The 14,115-nt window shown below is 65.7% G+C and carries 14 protein-coding genes and 1 pseudogene; 10 read left to right on the top strand and 5 right to left on the bottom strand.

Going from position 1 to position 14,115, the window contains the following annotated elements; translation table 11 throughout:
- Window positions 1-132 precede the first annotated feature (132 nt).
- The 5 genes from AC5RW2_RS35190 to AC5RW2_RS35170 form a co-directional block, all read right to left on the bottom strand.
- The gene (locus AC5RW2_RS35190) at window positions 133-1,251 is read right to left on the bottom strand and encodes a phosphotransferase family protein (protein WP_494032692.1); all 1,119 of its coding nucleotides are present in this window, start codon (window positions 1,249-1,251) and stop codon (window positions 133-135) included.
- Window positions 1,251-2,336, bottom strand: coding sequence for an acyl-CoA dehydrogenase family protein (locus AC5RW2_RS35185; RefSeq protein ID WP_494075062.1), 1,086 nt, complete (start codon window positions 2,334-2,336; stop codon window positions 1,251-1,253). The genes AC5RW2_RS35190 and AC5RW2_RS35185 overlap by 1 nt, the downstream gene beginning before the upstream one ends.
- Window positions 2,337-2,568: 232 nt before the next feature.
- Window positions 2,569-3,396 carry an SDR family oxidoreductase gene (locus AC5RW2_RS35180; protein WP_494032694.1) on the bottom strand — a complete coding sequence of 276 codons (828 nt, stop codon included), beginning with the start codon at window positions 3,394-3,396 and terminating at the stop codon, window positions 2,569-2,571.
- Window positions 3,397-3,528: 132 nt separating this feature from the next.
- Complete coding sequence (locus tag AC5RW2_RS35175) at window positions 3,529-4,674, bottom strand: acyl-CoA dehydrogenase family protein (protein ID WP_494032695.1); 1,146 nt, start codon at window positions 4,672-4,674, stop codon at window positions 3,529-3,531.
- Window positions 4,675-4,689: 15 nt separating this feature from the next.
- Entirely contained in the window at window positions 4,690-5,337 is a 648-nt protein-coding gene (locus AC5RW2_RS35170; protein WP_494032696.1) for a TetR/AcrR family transcriptional regulator, read from the bottom strand.
- A 545-nt stretch (window positions 5,338-5,882) separates the two neighbouring features.
- Between AC5RW2_RS35170 and AC5RW2_RS35165 the strand changes: the two genes are divergently transcribed.
- The 10 genes and pseudogenes from AC5RW2_RS35165 to AC5RW2_RS35120 all read left to right on the top strand — a co-directional run.
- The gene (locus tag AC5RW2_RS35165; protein ID WP_494032697.1) at window positions 5,883-6,392 is read left to right on the top strand and encodes a flavin reductase family protein; all 510 of its coding nucleotides are present in this window, start codon (window positions 5,883-5,885) and stop codon (window positions 6,390-6,392) included.
- A gap of 169 nt (window positions 6,393-6,561) precedes the next feature.
- The gene (locus tag AC5RW2_RS35160; protein ID WP_494032698.1) at window positions 6,562-7,296 is read left to right on the top strand and encodes a nitroreductase; all 735 of its coding nucleotides are present in this window, start codon (window positions 6,562-6,564) and stop codon (window positions 7,294-7,296) included.
- 241 nt (window positions 7,297-7,537) lie between these two features.
- On the top strand, window positions 7,538-8,728 hold the full coding sequence (locus tag AC5RW2_RS35155) for a thiolase family protein (protein ID WP_494032699.1): 1,191 nt from the start codon (window positions 7,538-7,540) through the stop codon (window positions 8,726-8,728).
- A 319-nt stretch (window positions 8,729-9,047) separates the two neighbouring features.
- Window positions 9,048-9,209, top strand: a complete 162-nt coding sequence (locus tag AC5RW2_RS35150) for an SDR family NAD(P)-dependent oxidoreductase (protein WP_494032700.1) — start codon at window positions 9,048-9,050, stop codon at window positions 9,207-9,209.
- A gap of 72 nt (window positions 9,210-9,281) precedes the next feature.
- Window positions 9,282-10,097, top strand: coding sequence for a crotonase/enoyl-CoA hydratase family protein (locus tag AC5RW2_RS35145; RefSeq protein WP_494032701.1), 816 nt, complete (start codon window positions 9,282-9,284; stop codon window positions 10,095-10,097).
- A 97-nt stretch (window positions 10,098-10,194) separates the two neighbouring features.
- Complete coding sequence (locus AC5RW2_RS35140; RefSeq protein WP_494032702.1) at window positions 10,195-10,953, top strand: 3-hydroxyacyl-CoA dehydrogenase; 759 nt, start codon at window positions 10,195-10,197, stop codon at window positions 10,951-10,953.
- A 202-nt stretch (window positions 10,954-11,155) separates the two neighbouring features.
- On the top strand, window positions 11,156-11,299 hold the full coding sequence (locus AC5RW2_RS35135; RefSeq protein WP_494037174.1) for a hypothetical protein: 144 nt from the start codon (window positions 11,156-11,158) through the stop codon (window positions 11,297-11,299).
- A 225-nt stretch (window positions 11,300-11,524) separates the two neighbouring features.
- Window positions 11,525-12,301 carry an electron transfer flavoprotein subunit beta/FixA family protein gene (locus tag AC5RW2_RS35130; protein WP_494032704.1) on the top strand — a complete coding sequence of 259 codons (777 nt, stop codon included), beginning with the start codon at window positions 11,525-11,527 and terminating at the stop codon, window positions 12,299-12,301.
- 11 nt (window positions 12,302-12,312) lie between these two features.
- Complete coding sequence (locus AC5RW2_RS35125) at window positions 12,313-13,296, top strand: electron transfer flavoprotein subunit alpha/FixB family protein (RefSeq protein ID WP_494032705.1); 984 nt, start codon at window positions 12,313-12,315, stop codon at window positions 13,294-13,296.
- A 566-nt stretch (window positions 13,297-13,862) separates the two neighbouring features.
- A pseudogene (locus tag AC5RW2_RS35120) lies at window positions 13,863-14,115 on the top strand (hypothetical protein); the annotation flags it as partial.

The raw sequence follows: 14,115 nt of genomic DNA, 5'->3' as shown, positions 1-14,115 counted from the left end.
ACCCCGGGGATTCCGGCGTCTCAAACCACGTAACTTCGGCTTAAACGTAGAGATGCCGGGTATTGAGCGGATGTAACGGACGGAGAAGGTTCAATAGGGGACGACTGTTCGCTTCTTCAGGGTTCGTCGCTGTCAGCGGGCAGCGGCTGGGTCCATACCGGCAGACTGCCGTGCACTCGTCAGCAGCCGGGGCACGCCGGCCTCCAGGGCAGGGCTGAAGTTTGTATCGTGCGGCCGTTCGCCTTTGAGCCACCGGGTGTAGATGGCCTCGCAGAAGATGGCGGCCTTCCACAGGGCCAAGGTCTGGTACCAGGGCAGGGCGTCCAGGTCCAGGTCCATCCGTTCCCGGTACCGGGAAATGAGCTGGGCACGGTTGAGGTAGCCGGGTTCGCGGGTGACCGGGGTCAGATCCAGCGGGGTGGGGATGCTGCCTGGGTCGGCCCAGGTGGCGGTGAGGTAGCCGAGGTCGGCCAGCGGATCGCCGATGGCGGCCATTTCCCAGTCGAGCACGGCGGTGACGCGGGCCGGAGCCTGCGGGGAGAACATGAGGTTGCCTGCCCGGTAGTCGCCGTGGATGACGGCCGCGGTCTGGCTGTCCGGGACGTTGCGGGCCAGCCAGTCACCGATTCTGGCAACCTCGGGCAGGACCCGGGTGGTGTTGACGTCCCACAGCCCGGAGAACCGCTCAACCTGGCGCCGCAGGTAACCCTGCGGCCGGCCGAAGGCTGCCAGCTCGCCGGAGCTGACGTCTACCTGGTGGAGCCGGACCAGGGTGTCCACGATCGCTGCGCTGGTCGCCTCGCGCTGTTCCCGCGAGTCGAGGTGCCCGGGGATGCTGTCCGTGATGACGGTTCCGTCCAGGAAGGACATGAGGTAGAAGGGGACGCCGAGGACGGACGCGTCGTCGCAGACCGCCAGAATCTCCGGTACCGGTACCCCGGCGTTCCTGACCAGCTGCTGGATTCTGGCTTCGCGGACCATGTCGTGCGTGGATTTGGGCAGTGGCGGACGGGGTCCGCGCCGCAGCACAAACACATTGCGGCCGCGCTGGATCCGGTAGGTGATGTTGGACTGGCCGTCGCCGATGCGGGACCAGGACAGCGGCCCGCTGCCCAGGTTCTGTGAGTCCATGAATTCGCTGACTGACTCCACGATCAGCAGCGGCGGCGACTGCAGCCGGCCAGCGTCCGCACGCGTGGCGACGACTTCCTCGCCGTCGGGAACCGTCGGCGTCAACGGAGGGGCAGACATCAGCGTACCCCTGCCGCTGCATTGTGGCCGTCGGGGGCCTTTTCTCCCTGGTCTGAGCACGCCGGCACTTCGGCCCCGTCAACATCTGCCAGGTACGGTTCGCCGCCGGCGACCGCGGCCCGGCGCCGGGCGGAGGCCCTGCGCGAGATGGCCCATTTGTGGGTCTCGTTGGAGCCGTCGTAGATGCGGAAGGGCCGTACCTCGTTGAGGTAGGACGCCAGGGGCAGTCCGTCGGAGACGCCGTCGCCGCCGCAGATCTGGATGGCCCGGTCGATGATCTGGAAGATGGCCTCGGAGCAGTGGACCTTGGCCACGGAGGACAGCGCGGACCCGGCCTTGGGGTCGGTGTCGAGCAGGAACCCTGTTTTGGCGATGATGGCATCGGATGTCTCGATGTCGATGACGGACTGGGCGATCATCTCCTGGGCGATTCCCAGGTCCTTCATCGGGGAGCCGAAGAGCTGCCGGCGCTCGGCGCGGTCCAGGGCGATGTCCATTGCCCGGCGCGCCAGGCCCAGCCAGCGCATGCAGTGGGTCAGGCGGGCGGGACCGAGGCGAACCTGCGCGTACTTGAAGCCCAGTCCGGATTCGCCCAGGACCGCCTCGTCCGGAACGAAGCAGTCCTCAAGGTAAACGTGGGGGTGCCCGCCGTCGATCGCCCTGTCGATGGTGTGGATTGGTTCCCCGAGCCGGATTCCCGGGTTGTCCATGTCGACCAGGAACATGGTCGCCCCGGCGGCGGAAACCGTGTCGGAAGTGGCTGCCATCACGATGCAGAATGCCGCGCCGTCGGCGCCGCTGATGAAGCGCTTGTGGCCGTTGATCAGCCAGCCGCCGTCGACCTTTGTGGCCTCGGTCAGCAGGGCGGCCGGATCCGAGCCGGCGCCCGGGTGGGGTTCGGTCATCCCGAAGCAGGAGCGTGCGGTGCCGGCCGCCTGCGGAGCCAGGTAGCGCTGCTTCTGGGCCGGCGTGGCGATGAGGTTGAGCAGGTGCATGTTGCCCTCGTCCGGGGCCATGCAGTTCAGCGCGGACGGACCGATGGGGGAGTAGCCCGCTTCCTGGAAGACGGGGGACCAGTACTGAATGGGGACGCCCTGTCCGCCGAACTCCTTGGGGACGTGGGGGGGGCGAATACCCCGGCCTCCCGGGCTGCGCGCTGCAGGCGCTCCCTGGTCGCCTGGTCCAGCCGCTCGCCGGGTCCGGGCTCGGCGGGCAGAACGACGGCCCGGATGAATTCACGGGTGCGCAGCCGCAGGTCTTCCACCTCGGCCGGCAAAGTGTGGTTGCTCATGTGGTCCTTTCGGAATCAATCGGAAATCAGGCAGTGCCGCCGGCGGCCAGGAGCCCGCCGTCGAGGTCGAGAACCTGCCCGGTGACCCAGGCGGCGTCCGGGGACGCGAGGAAGGCGACGGCGGCGGCGATATCATCCGGGCTGCCGAGACGGCCGAGGGGATACTGGGCAGCGACTTCGGCTTCCCTGCCCTCGTACAGCGGCTGGGCGAACTGCGTCTTGACCACGGCCGGGGCCACGGCATTGACCCGGATTTTGGGACCCATTTCCACCGCCAGGGTGCGGGTCAGGTGTCCGATCGCGGCCTTGCTGATGCCGTACATGCCGATGCCCGGCGACGGGACCTGCCCGGTAACGGAAGACAGGTTGATCACGGAACCGCCGCGGCCGGCGAAATCCAAACCCTGGTACCGGTAGGCCTCCTGGATCCAGGCCAGTGTTCCCAGGAGGTTGACCTCGATGATCTTGCGCGCCGAGTCCAGATCCAGCTCCATCAGGGGACCGTAGACGGGATTGATGCCGGCGTTGTTAACCAGAATGTCCAGCCGGGCGAATTTCCCGGTCACGGTTTCCAGCACTTCCCGCCGGTGGTCGGGGTCGTCGGCCTTGCCCGCCACTGTGACGACGGTTCCTTCCGGAAATCCGGCCGCGGCGTCCTCGAGGGGCTCCTTCTTCCGCGCGGTAATGCAGACTCTGGCGCCTTCGGCCACCAGCCGTTGCGCAATGGCCAGCCCGATGCCCCGGCTGGCGCCGGTGACGATGGCCGTCCTGCCCTCGAGCCGGCGGGCCTGGATGTCTCGGCCCCACGGCTGATTTTTCCGGCCCGCGCTGCGTGGGATAGGGGACTGGGTCATGAGATGCCTTTCGATGTGGTTTTGGGGCCGGCCGCGTTGCCTGCCTCGCGCAACTCGCGCCGCCTGATCCTCCCAGTTTAGGTCTTGGGCAGATCATCCATGATGTGGATGGTCCGCCGGGGACGACTCCGGTTAAAGCCCCAAGTCTCGGCCTATGAGTTCTTTCATGATTTCGTTTGAACCAGCCCAAATTCGAGTGACCCGGGCATCCCTCCATGCCCGGGCGACGCGGTACTCGTTCATGAAGCCGTAGCCGCCGTGCAGTTGCACGCAATGATCGAGCACGGAGTTCTGTGTGTCGGACGACCAAAGCTTCGCCTTGGCGGCGTCGATCGGAGTGAGTTCTCCGACCTTGTGGGCGGCGATGCAACGGTCGATGTAGGTTTCAGCAACTTCGATCTGGGTGATGAGTTCGGCGAGCTGAAACTTGTTGTGCTGGAGAGATCCGATGGCTGATCCGAATGCCTTTCGGGTTTTTGTGTATTCGATCGTCTCAAGGAGGATTTGCTTGGCATGCGCGACATTGGAGATGGCGGCGCTCAGACGCTCCTGAGGCAGCTGTTGCATCATGTGGATGAATCCGCTGTCAACTTCGCCGACGACTTCGGCGTCAGTCACGCGGACGTTGTCGAAGAACAGCTCTGCGGTATCCGACTGATCCTGTCCCACTTTGTCGAGTTTGCGCCCGCGGCTGAACCCCGGAGTGGCTGACTCGACGGCGAAGAGGGTGATGCCCCTAGCTCTTTTCTCCGGACTGGTTCGGGCGGCGATGATGACCAGATCCGCCGAGTAGCCGTTGGTAATGAAAATTTTGGATCCATTGATTACCCATTCGGCACCATCTCGCACCGCAGTGGTTTTCATCGCGGCGAGATCAGAGCCCCCTGACGGCTCCGTCATGCCGATGGCGAGCAGCAGTTCACCGGAGGCGATCCTGGGTAGCCAGCGCCGTTTCTGCTCCTCGGTGCCCAATTCGACAAGGTAGGGCGCCGTGATCTCGGCGTGAATGCTCACGCAGGACGCGTAGGCCGCAGCCACCTTCGACAGTTCTTCCGTGAGCACCGCTGTGAAGCGGTAATCCCCTGCGCCGGACCCACCGTACTCTTCGGGGATCTCTAGGCCGAGCAATCCCTGTGCGCCTGCCTCAAGCCAAAACTGGCGCGGCAGACCATGCTCAGCGATGTGGCTTTCCTGTTGTGGCAGAACGTAGCGGTCGAGAAACGCCCGCACCGAGGCACGGAATTCCTCGTGGTCGAGATCATAGATGTTTCGCTTCATCGCGGTCCTCTTCTTTCAGGTATAAGCATTGTCGTGGGGTGGGACAGTGTGCCGACGCAGCATTCGAACTGCGAATTCGGCGTGCTGCGAGGCGATCGCATGCTGATCGGGTTGACGTTCGGGGTCGAACCATCGCACAAGGTCGATGGAGATCGAAAGGAGTACGTCCGCCGCGCCGTCAACGTCGGTCACCTCAAATTCCCCCAACGTAACTCCACGCTCGATCGCCGAACGCATCACATGTTGGACCTCACGGCGCAGAGCGGCGATCTCCGCGCGGTGCTGTTCTGAGAGTGCATTGAACTCGTACTGCGCCACGCGACCGAGTTTCGCGTTCTGCATGTGCCACCGGCTGAATGCGTAGACCATTCCGTGCACACTTTGCACAGGATGTGCTTCCGGCTCAGAAGCAGCCGAGAGGCAGGCCAACGCTTGTCGATGACCCAGCATGCTGATCGCGAACAGGAGATCTTCTTTGGTCGCGTAGTGGATGTACACAGCCGCAGGGCTGCGATTCGCCTTCGCCGCGATATCGCGGGTCGTAGTGCCCCCAAAGCCGGACTCGGCAAACACCTCGACCGCCGCCTCCAGCAGCCGCTGCTGAGCGGTGGAAAGCCTGGGCGGCATCGCTGATGCGCTCTGGTTTGCGGGGGTGGTACACAATACGACTCCTGATTCAGGATACTAAGCGCTTGCTTACATATGCAAGCGCTTACATTCATCAAAGTCAAGTCAGGAGTTCGTTATGCCCGAAGCCCGCCGGCCCCCGCGATGCCCAAGGTCTCGCCCTGGCTGACATCGAACGAAACGTCGTGGGGCCTGGCTGCCGGCGGAGGCGGGCCTCAGATGACGGACGGGAGTTGTTCGAGCCGGGCATGCACCGATCTGGCACGTCGACCCGCCAGCCTGCTGCCCGGCTGGTTCTCGACCAACCATATGGTTGACATCTCCTGCGGGCGGTAATAGCCTGCTCAGGTGGCCCGGGCGCAGGCCTGGCCCCGGCCGGGATTGGGAAAGGATGGGCGACCAAGAAAGCAGCCTCCGGGTCCGAAGGGAAGCTCACGACGAACATATGGTCGGCCGCGCCGCTGCGCGGCTCACACCTCTAACAAACAACCGAACGGTGATCCGGTGCTGAGAACCGCGCTTTTCAATCGTGAGAGTTGAGCGGTAGCCGGGACAAATCAAAGGCAATGAAAGGTGAGACTATGAGCTCATACAAAGATGTAACGCCAAACCGCATGCGGCAGATCATCGAAAACTTCTGCTCTGGAATCACCATTATCACAGCAATGACTCCGGCGGGCCCGGTGGGTTTCACCTGCCAGTCGTTTACCTCCCTGTCAATGGAGCCGCCGCTGATCACCTTTAATCCGATGCGGACATCAACCAGCTGGCCCGAAATCCGGGACACGGGCTCGTTCTGCGTAAACATTCTGTCGACAGAATCCCAGCACCTGTCGGGAACCTTCGCGAAGTCCGGAACGGATAAATTCGCAGACGTCATATACTCACTCTCTGAACTGGGCAACCCGATCATCGACGGGTGCCTGGCGTGGGTGGACTGCGAACTGCACGCCGAGCATGACGGCGGTGACCATACCATCGTCGTTGGCCGTGTTGACAACATGCACGCCCGGGACGATGTCGATCCGCTGCTCTTCTTCCGCGGCCGCTACGCCACCATCGAGAAGGCCAAAGTCGCCTCAGGTCAATGAGCCCGCGCTCCGTGCAGCGGGGAGATCACCGGCCGCACCTGGAGAATCCGAGACCGGCGACGACAAGCGCCACGCTCGTAGGCGGACATGGCAAGTGCCCAATCAGCTGCCCCTCCAGTCACTGGCATTGACCTCCCTGTGGCAACTTATCGAGGAAGAGTTATTCAAGATGGACGTTTCAACGTTTCCTGCCTCCCAGGAGGTTTCGCCGCGGACCCCGCGCGGACCCCGCGCGACCGCGTATTCCGCTGCCCTCGGCGCCCTCCTGAAGGAGCGGTACAGCTGCCGGGCATATCTGAAGCAGGAAGTGCCCCGGGAGGATATCGAGCAGATCCTGGCGCTGGCCCAGCACACGCCGTCGTGGTGCAACTCGCAGCCCTGGCAGGTCATCGTCACCAGCGGCGCGTCAACCGAGCGCCTGGCCGCCGACCTGCTGGCCGCGGCGCGGGCCGGAACCTTCCGCCCCGACTTCGAGGGACCTGCCGAATACCACGGCGTGTACGGGGAACGGCGCAGGGAGGCCGGACTGGGGCTGTACCGGCATGCCGGTATCGCCCGGGAGGACAAGGAAGGCCGCCGGGAACAGATGCTGGAGAACTACCGCTTCTTTGACGCCCCCCACACTGCGATCATCACTACTGACAGCCGGCTTGGCACCTACGGGGCTGTGGACTGCGGCGGATACATTTCCAACTTCATGCTGGCCGCGCGGAGCCTGGGCGTCGCCAGCGTTCCCCAGGGCGCCGTTGCCATGGTCTCCGACACCGTCCGTGCACACCTGAACATTCCCGAGGACCGGCTGATCGTCTGCGCCGTATCCTTTGGCTACGCGGATACGGAGCACCCGATCAACGGTTTCCGGACCAGCCGGGCCGACATCGACGGGACGGTCCAATGGGTCTGAGCACACCGGCCCCCGGGGCCGCCTGGTCCGGGCAGCCGGTGCAAGCGCACCGTTTGGCCGGCAAGAGCGCCATCGTCACCGGCGCCAGCCGCGGCATCGGGCTGGCGATCGCCATGCGGCTGGCAGCCGAAGGAGCAGGCCCGTTGCGGCTCCTCCCGGTGGACCACCGTAGCTGCCGCCCTAAAACATTGACAACCACAAAACTACAGACATTATCTGCTTAGTATCGAAAGGTTATGAAATGACCAATGCCGTTATTATCGACGTCGTCCGACTCGCCTCGGGCAAAGGAAAGCCGGGCGGTGCGCTCTCCGATACCCATCCGGTGGAACTGCTCGCCCACGTATTGCGCGCCCTGGTCGACCGCACGGGAATCGATCCCGCCCAGGTCGACGACGTCATCGGCGGCTGTGTGCAGCAGGTCGGCGAACAGTCCCTGAATATTTCCCGGCAGGCACTGCTCTCGGCCGGATTCCCCGAAAGCGTGCCTGCCACAACCATTGACCGCCAGTGCGGTTCGAGCCAGCAGGCGGCACATTTCGCTGCCCAGGGTGTCATCTCCGGCGCGTACGATATGGTCATTGCAGCCGGTGTGGAATCCATGAGCAGGATACCCATGGGCACGGCCTCCATGGGCCAGGATCCCGGGGGCCCCGGGATCGCCGCCCGCTATCCCGCGGGCTTGATCAACCAAGGCATCTCCGCCGAACTGATAGCCGCCAAGTGGAAGCTGGACCGGCTGGAGCTGGACGATTTTTCGGCCGAATCCCACCGCCGTGCCGCGGCGGCCCAGGCCGCCGGAAACTTCGCCAACGAAATCGTTCCGATCACTGTACAGACGGCCGACGGTACCTTCACTCACGCAGTCGACGAAACGATACGTCCGGCCACGACTGCTGAAGGCCTCGCCGGCCTGAATACTTCCTTCAACACCGCCGGCTCCATGGAGCGTTTCCCCGATATTGATTGGAAGATCACGCCGGGGAATTCCTCGCCGCTGACCGACGGCGCCTCGGCCGCGCTGATTGTCAGCGAGGAGACAGCCAACAGGCTCGGCCTGCGCCCGCGGGCGCGCTTCCATGCCTTCTCCGTTGCCGGAGACGATCCGATCATGATGCTCACCGCACCGATCCCGGCCACCCGGAAGGTCCTGCAGCGCAGCGGCCTGGGCATCGAAGACATCGATGCCTACGAGGTCAACGAGGCCTTCGCCCCGGTGCCCCTCGCCTGGGCCCGCGAGTTCGACGCCGACCCGGCCAAGCTCAATCCGCGCGGCGGTGCCATTTCCCTCGGACACGCTCTGGGTTCCTCGGGGACACGCCTGCTGGGCACGCTGCTCAACCACCTTGAGAGCACCGGCGGCCGATACGGACTGCAGACCATGTGTGAGGGCGGTGGAATGGCCAACGCCACGATCATCGAACGCCTCTAACGGCGAACTGCATTGGTGCACACGGATCAAAGGAAGACTCCGTGTGTACCAATGCAACAGGCCCCACCCACTGGCGGCGCCATAAGCCGCTGCAGCTGAGCAACCTGCTGGAGCACCCCTCGAGGCGTTTTACCCGGATGGCTTCCATAACCGATTGGAACTTCAGTGATGAGCCGTCTCGGAGAAAATGCCCGGATCGGCACGGACCCCCCGGACGATCCAATGGTGGAGGCGGTGCCGGCCCGGTCACCCTTCGGCAGACGCGCGGCCGCCGCGTTGATCACGCTTAACCGGCCGCAGGTGCGAATGACAACTCACCATGGCACCTCGTAGAGCAGCACGTTTCGAAGGCAAGATCCTCGTCGTCACCGGTGCAGGATCGGGAATCGGCCGCGGCATCGCCTCCGCATTCGCCGCCAAGAAAGCAACGGTGATCATCAACGACATACGCGAGGAAGCGGCAAAGGACCAGGGCTGCTGACGGGGACCAACCCTGATTATCCAGGTCCAACAAGCTTTTCCATTGTCCAATCTAGAAGCTAAGGAATTGAGAATGACTCAGACTGCTGGCGCGCAACTGACGCAGACCGAGCCCGCCGCCACCTATGAGGTCCGCGGACATGTGGCCGTTGTGACACTGAACCGCCCCAAGGCACTGAATGCCGTCAACGCTGATCTGTCCGCGGACGTCGGTGCTGCCCTGGAGCGTGCCGCGGCCGATATTGAGGTCCGGGCGGTAGTGATCACCGGGTCCGGACGCGCCTTCTGCGCGGGGGCGGATCTGAAGGAGATCGCCGCGGGCCGCAGCGTGTACGCGCCCGAGCATCCCGAGTGGGACTTAGGCGGTATCGTGCGCCACTGGATCGACAAGCCGGTCATTGCCGCGGTCAACGGCTTCGCCATGGGCGGGGGCACCGAGATCGTGCTGGCCTGCGACCTGGCAGTGATTGATGAGACCGCCACGCTCGGACTGCCCGAGGTGCGCCGCGGACTGCTGGCCGCGGCCGGCGGAGTGATCCGTCTGCAGCGCCAGGTCCCGGTCAAGGTTGCCGCGGAAATCGCGATGACCGGTGAGCCGATTTCGGCTGCGCGCGCCTATGAGCTGGGCCTGGTCAACCGGATCGCCCCGGAAGGCACTGTCCTGGAGGCTGCCCTGGAGCTGGCCGGGACCGTGGCAGCCAACGCGCCGCTGGCCGTGCAGCAGACCAAGCGGGTCCTGCACGAGTCAGTGGCCGCCGGATCGGACTGGGGCCCGGAGGTGTGGGCCATCAACGCCGACGCCATGCGTACCGTCTTCACCAGCGAGGATGCCAAGGAAGGCCCCCGCGCGTTCGCGGAGAAGCGCGCTCCGAAGTGGTCCGGCCGCTAGCAGCACCCCTGCTTTCGGAAGGGTCGAAGGACCGGCCTGGATTGATGCGGGGCAAGAGCCCATGAGAACCGAAACATTCTAACGAAGGATCACAACTATGGAGATTTCAGGAACCAGCGCTCTCGTTACCGGCGGTGCCTCCGGCCTCGGCCTGGCCACGGTGACCACCCTGGTCAAGGGCGGCGCACGGGTTTTCGCCCTCGACCTGCCCTCGGCGGACACCGCGGCCCTGGAGGCACTGGGGGAGTCGGTGACATTCGTCCCGGCCGACGCGACCGATGAAGCCTCCGTCACCAGCGCCGTCGAGGCTGCCAACGCCAACGGGGATCTGCGCATTGTCGTCAACTGCGCCGGCATCGGCAACGCCATCAAGACCGTCGGCAAGGACGGCCCGTTCCCGCTGGCCGACTTCGAGAAGGTCATCAAGGTCAACCTGATCGGCACGTTCAACGTCATCCGCCTGGCCGCGCATGCCATGTCCAAGAATGCCCCCGTGGGCGAGGAGCGCGGTGTCATCGTCAACACCGCGTCCGTGGCAGCCTTCGAAGGACAGATCGGCCAGGCCGCCTACTCGGCCTCCAAGGGCGGAGTGGTCGGCGCAACGCTGCCCATCGCCCGAGACCTGGCATCGCTGCTGATCCGGGTCAACACCATTGCCCCGGGCCTGTTCCGCACCCCGCTGCTGGGCGCCCTGCCGGAGAACGTCCAGAGTGCTTTGGGCGCGCAGGTGCCGCACCCCAGCCGGCTGGGGGAGCCGAGCGAGTACGCGCAGCTGGTCGAAGCGATCGTGACCAATCCGATGCTCAACGGCGAAACCATACGCCTGGACGGCGCCATCCGCATGGCCCCGCGCTAAGCGCTCCTTCACACCAGGCTGTGTTGTTATCCGCACCGGCACGACGCGGGCATTTCGAGCAGGTGCCCGGGTGCATCAAGGCGGACCTGGTTGCGCGCTGCGAAACCGGTCCCGCAGAAACCGAGGTGCCGGACGACCAGGACGGGTCTATGGGCCGGTCACCGAACCAGCCTGGGTAATGGATGAATGGAAGTATCACGCAATGGTGATGGATAAGACGATCTCAAACCCGGTCGAGACGGTGCGGGCCATCCCTGATCGCGCGTCCACCGCGGTCGACGGATTCGGCTTCTGCGGCTACGCCATGGGTCTCGTTGGTGCGGGTTTCGATCGCAGGGACTCATGACAGACGCCGAGCGGGTTAACCAAATGGCGGCCAGGGCCCGCAGCGGGCCCGCCAGGAGGGCTCGTTATGGGCGTAGTCGTTCATCAGGCACGCACCCCTTGGCAAGGCGCCTACCGGCCGCCTGCACACATTCGAACCAAGACTTGGCTGAACGAGGAGCCCTTGCGGCTCCGCATCAATCCATTGCGACAGCCGTCGCGAAGAAGGCGGCGAAAGGAGATGTCCATGAAGATCATCGTGCTGGTGAAGGAGGTCCCCGACACTTACGGGGACCGGAAGCTCGACCTCGAGACGGGGCTCGCGGACCGCGCGGCGGGCGAGGTCGTGCTCGACGAGATCGGGGAACGCTCGCTCGAGGTGGCGCTCTCATTCGCGGACAGGAACGCCGACACCGAGGTGGTGGTGCTGTCGATGGCGCCGGAGAGCGCCACCGCGACGTTACGCAAGGGCCTCGCCATGGGGGCGACATCGGCTGTGCAGGTGGCCGACGAGGCACTCCGCGGGGCTGACCTCGGGCTGACCGCAGAGGTACTCGCCGCTGCGATCCGGCGCACCGGGTTTGACCTCGTGATCGCGGGCAACCTGTCAACCGATGGCAGCGGCGGCGTGCTGGCGGCGATGGTCGCCGAATTCCTCGGTGTCCCGCACGCGACTTCGCTGACGTCGATCGAGATCGCCGCGGACGTCGTGACCGGCGTTCGCGCAACGGAGAACGGCACGATGCAGGTGACCGCGCCGCTGCCTGCCGTAGTGTCGATCACGGAGGCGTTGCCGGATGCGCGGTTCCCCAACTTCAAGGGGATCATGGCGGCGAAGAAGAAGCCGATGGAGATTCTGTCCCTTGCAGAACTGGCTGTCGATCCCGATGCCCCGGAGTCTGCGCGGTCGATCATGACCGCGATAGCGGAGAAGCCTGCCCGCGAAGCGGGCGTGAAAATAGTCGACGAGGGCGATGCAGGCGGAAAGCTCGCGGAGTTCCTCCTGCAGAACCAACTGGTGTAAGGGGCACAACCATGGCCGAATACGAAGCGGATTCCATCCTTGTCCTTGTCGAGCTCACGCCTTCCGGCGGACTCGCGGGCAGCGCGGCAGGCCTGCTCGGCGCCGCCGCGCAGGTCGGCACGCCGGTGGCGCTGGTGGTGACCGCTGCCGGCGCCGGTGCCGCCGCGGCGGATGCCGCGGGCGCGCTGGGCGCCGCGCATGTGGTCGTTGCCGAGACGGCTGATCCGGGCATCCTGACCATGCCGGTGGCCGATGCGCTGGTCGCCGCCGCGGACACAGTGCGCCCCGACGCAGTGCTGATCCCGAACTCGATCGCGGGCCGGGATGTCGCGGGCGTGTTTGCCGCACGCACCCGGTCCGGCCTGGCAGTCGACGCGGTCGGTATCTCGCGGGATGCGGAGGGCGTGGTCGCGCACCACTCGGTCTACGGCGGCGCCTACAACGTCGACTCTGCAGTGACCCGGGGTGCGCCGGTGATCACGGTGCGGCAGGGTTCCATCGAGGCGCGCGCCGAGGCGCGCGTGCCCACGGTCACAACCCTGCCGGTGACCCCATCGGGCAAGCCCGCGGCATCCATCGCGTCGTTCGAGGAGGTCGTCAAGGCATCGAGCCGTCCCGAGCTGCGCGGAGCGGCGAAAGTCGTCTCCGGCGGGCGCGGCCTCGGTTCCGAGGAGAAGTTCGTGCTCGTCGAGCAGCTCGCAGACGCCCTCGGCGCGGCCGTCGGTGCATCACGCGCCGCAGTGGACGCCGGCTACATTCCCCAGTCGCATCAGGTTGGGCAGACCGGCGTTTCCGTGGCACCGCAGCTGTATGTCGCGCTCGGGATATCCGGAGCTATCCAGCACCGTGCGGGCATGCAGACGGCGAAGACCATTGTCGCAATCAACAAGGACCCGGATGCCGAGATCTTCGAGATCGCGGACTTCGGTGTCGTTGGGGACCTGTTCACTGTTGTGCCGCAGCTGATCGCTGCCCTCGACGCCCAGAAGGCGTAGCGGCGATGGCGACATACCTGCGGTCGATACGCCAGGGACTCCCGCGCATCCCCGGCGGTAAAGCCTGGCCGCCCACCGGTGATGCGCCGGTCGCGGCGGCTGCGCCCAGCGCTGACGCCGGCGCACCCGAGCAATCCTCGGTGATGCCGGCCTATCCCGCCGCGACCGCGTCGGCGCTGACTCGAGAGACGGCGACCGCGCCCACCGGGATGGAACCGGATGTGGCGGAGACGGTTGCAACCGCCGCCCCCGCCGGGGGCTCTCGACCAATCCGTCGCGGGTTGCCGCGCATTCCTGGGGGTGAGCCGTGGCCGCCTGCCGGCAAGGCAGCCGGGCCAGCCCTGGCATCGGTCCCCGCTGCGGCACGGCACGCGGCTACCTCGAATGCGGGCGCAAGGCCCAACACGGCCGGGCAGACTCCCGCAGCAGCGACGACTCCTGCCGTTCCCGCGGGCCCGGCTGAAGCGGGTCAGGCTGCCGCAGCATCCGACCGCCCGCTTCGTCGCGGCTTGCCGCGCGTGAGGGACAGCGAGCCGTTACCGCCAGCGGAGTCCGCACCCGCACGCATGGCTGCCGAATCCGGGGGAGCGGCACCGGCGGCAAAGGACGAAACCGCACCCGCGGCGGCATCCGTTCCCGCTCCCACTGCCAACCATGCTCCGGCACAGCCGGTGCGCCCCACCACGCCCCGCTCCGTCCCGGCTCCTACACTCGCACGGGAGCCGGGACCGTTCGGCTCCTACACCCGCAGGCAGCTGCTGGGATTCGCCGTCCTCGGCGGGTTCGCGGTGCTGGGCGCCGCCACCGTCGTGGTGGTCG

This window comes from Arthrobacter sp. B0316-1-20 (assembly GCF_059091865.1).
Note: the sequence above shows the minus strand (reverse complement) of the source record. Positions and strands in the feature narration are given on the sequence as shown.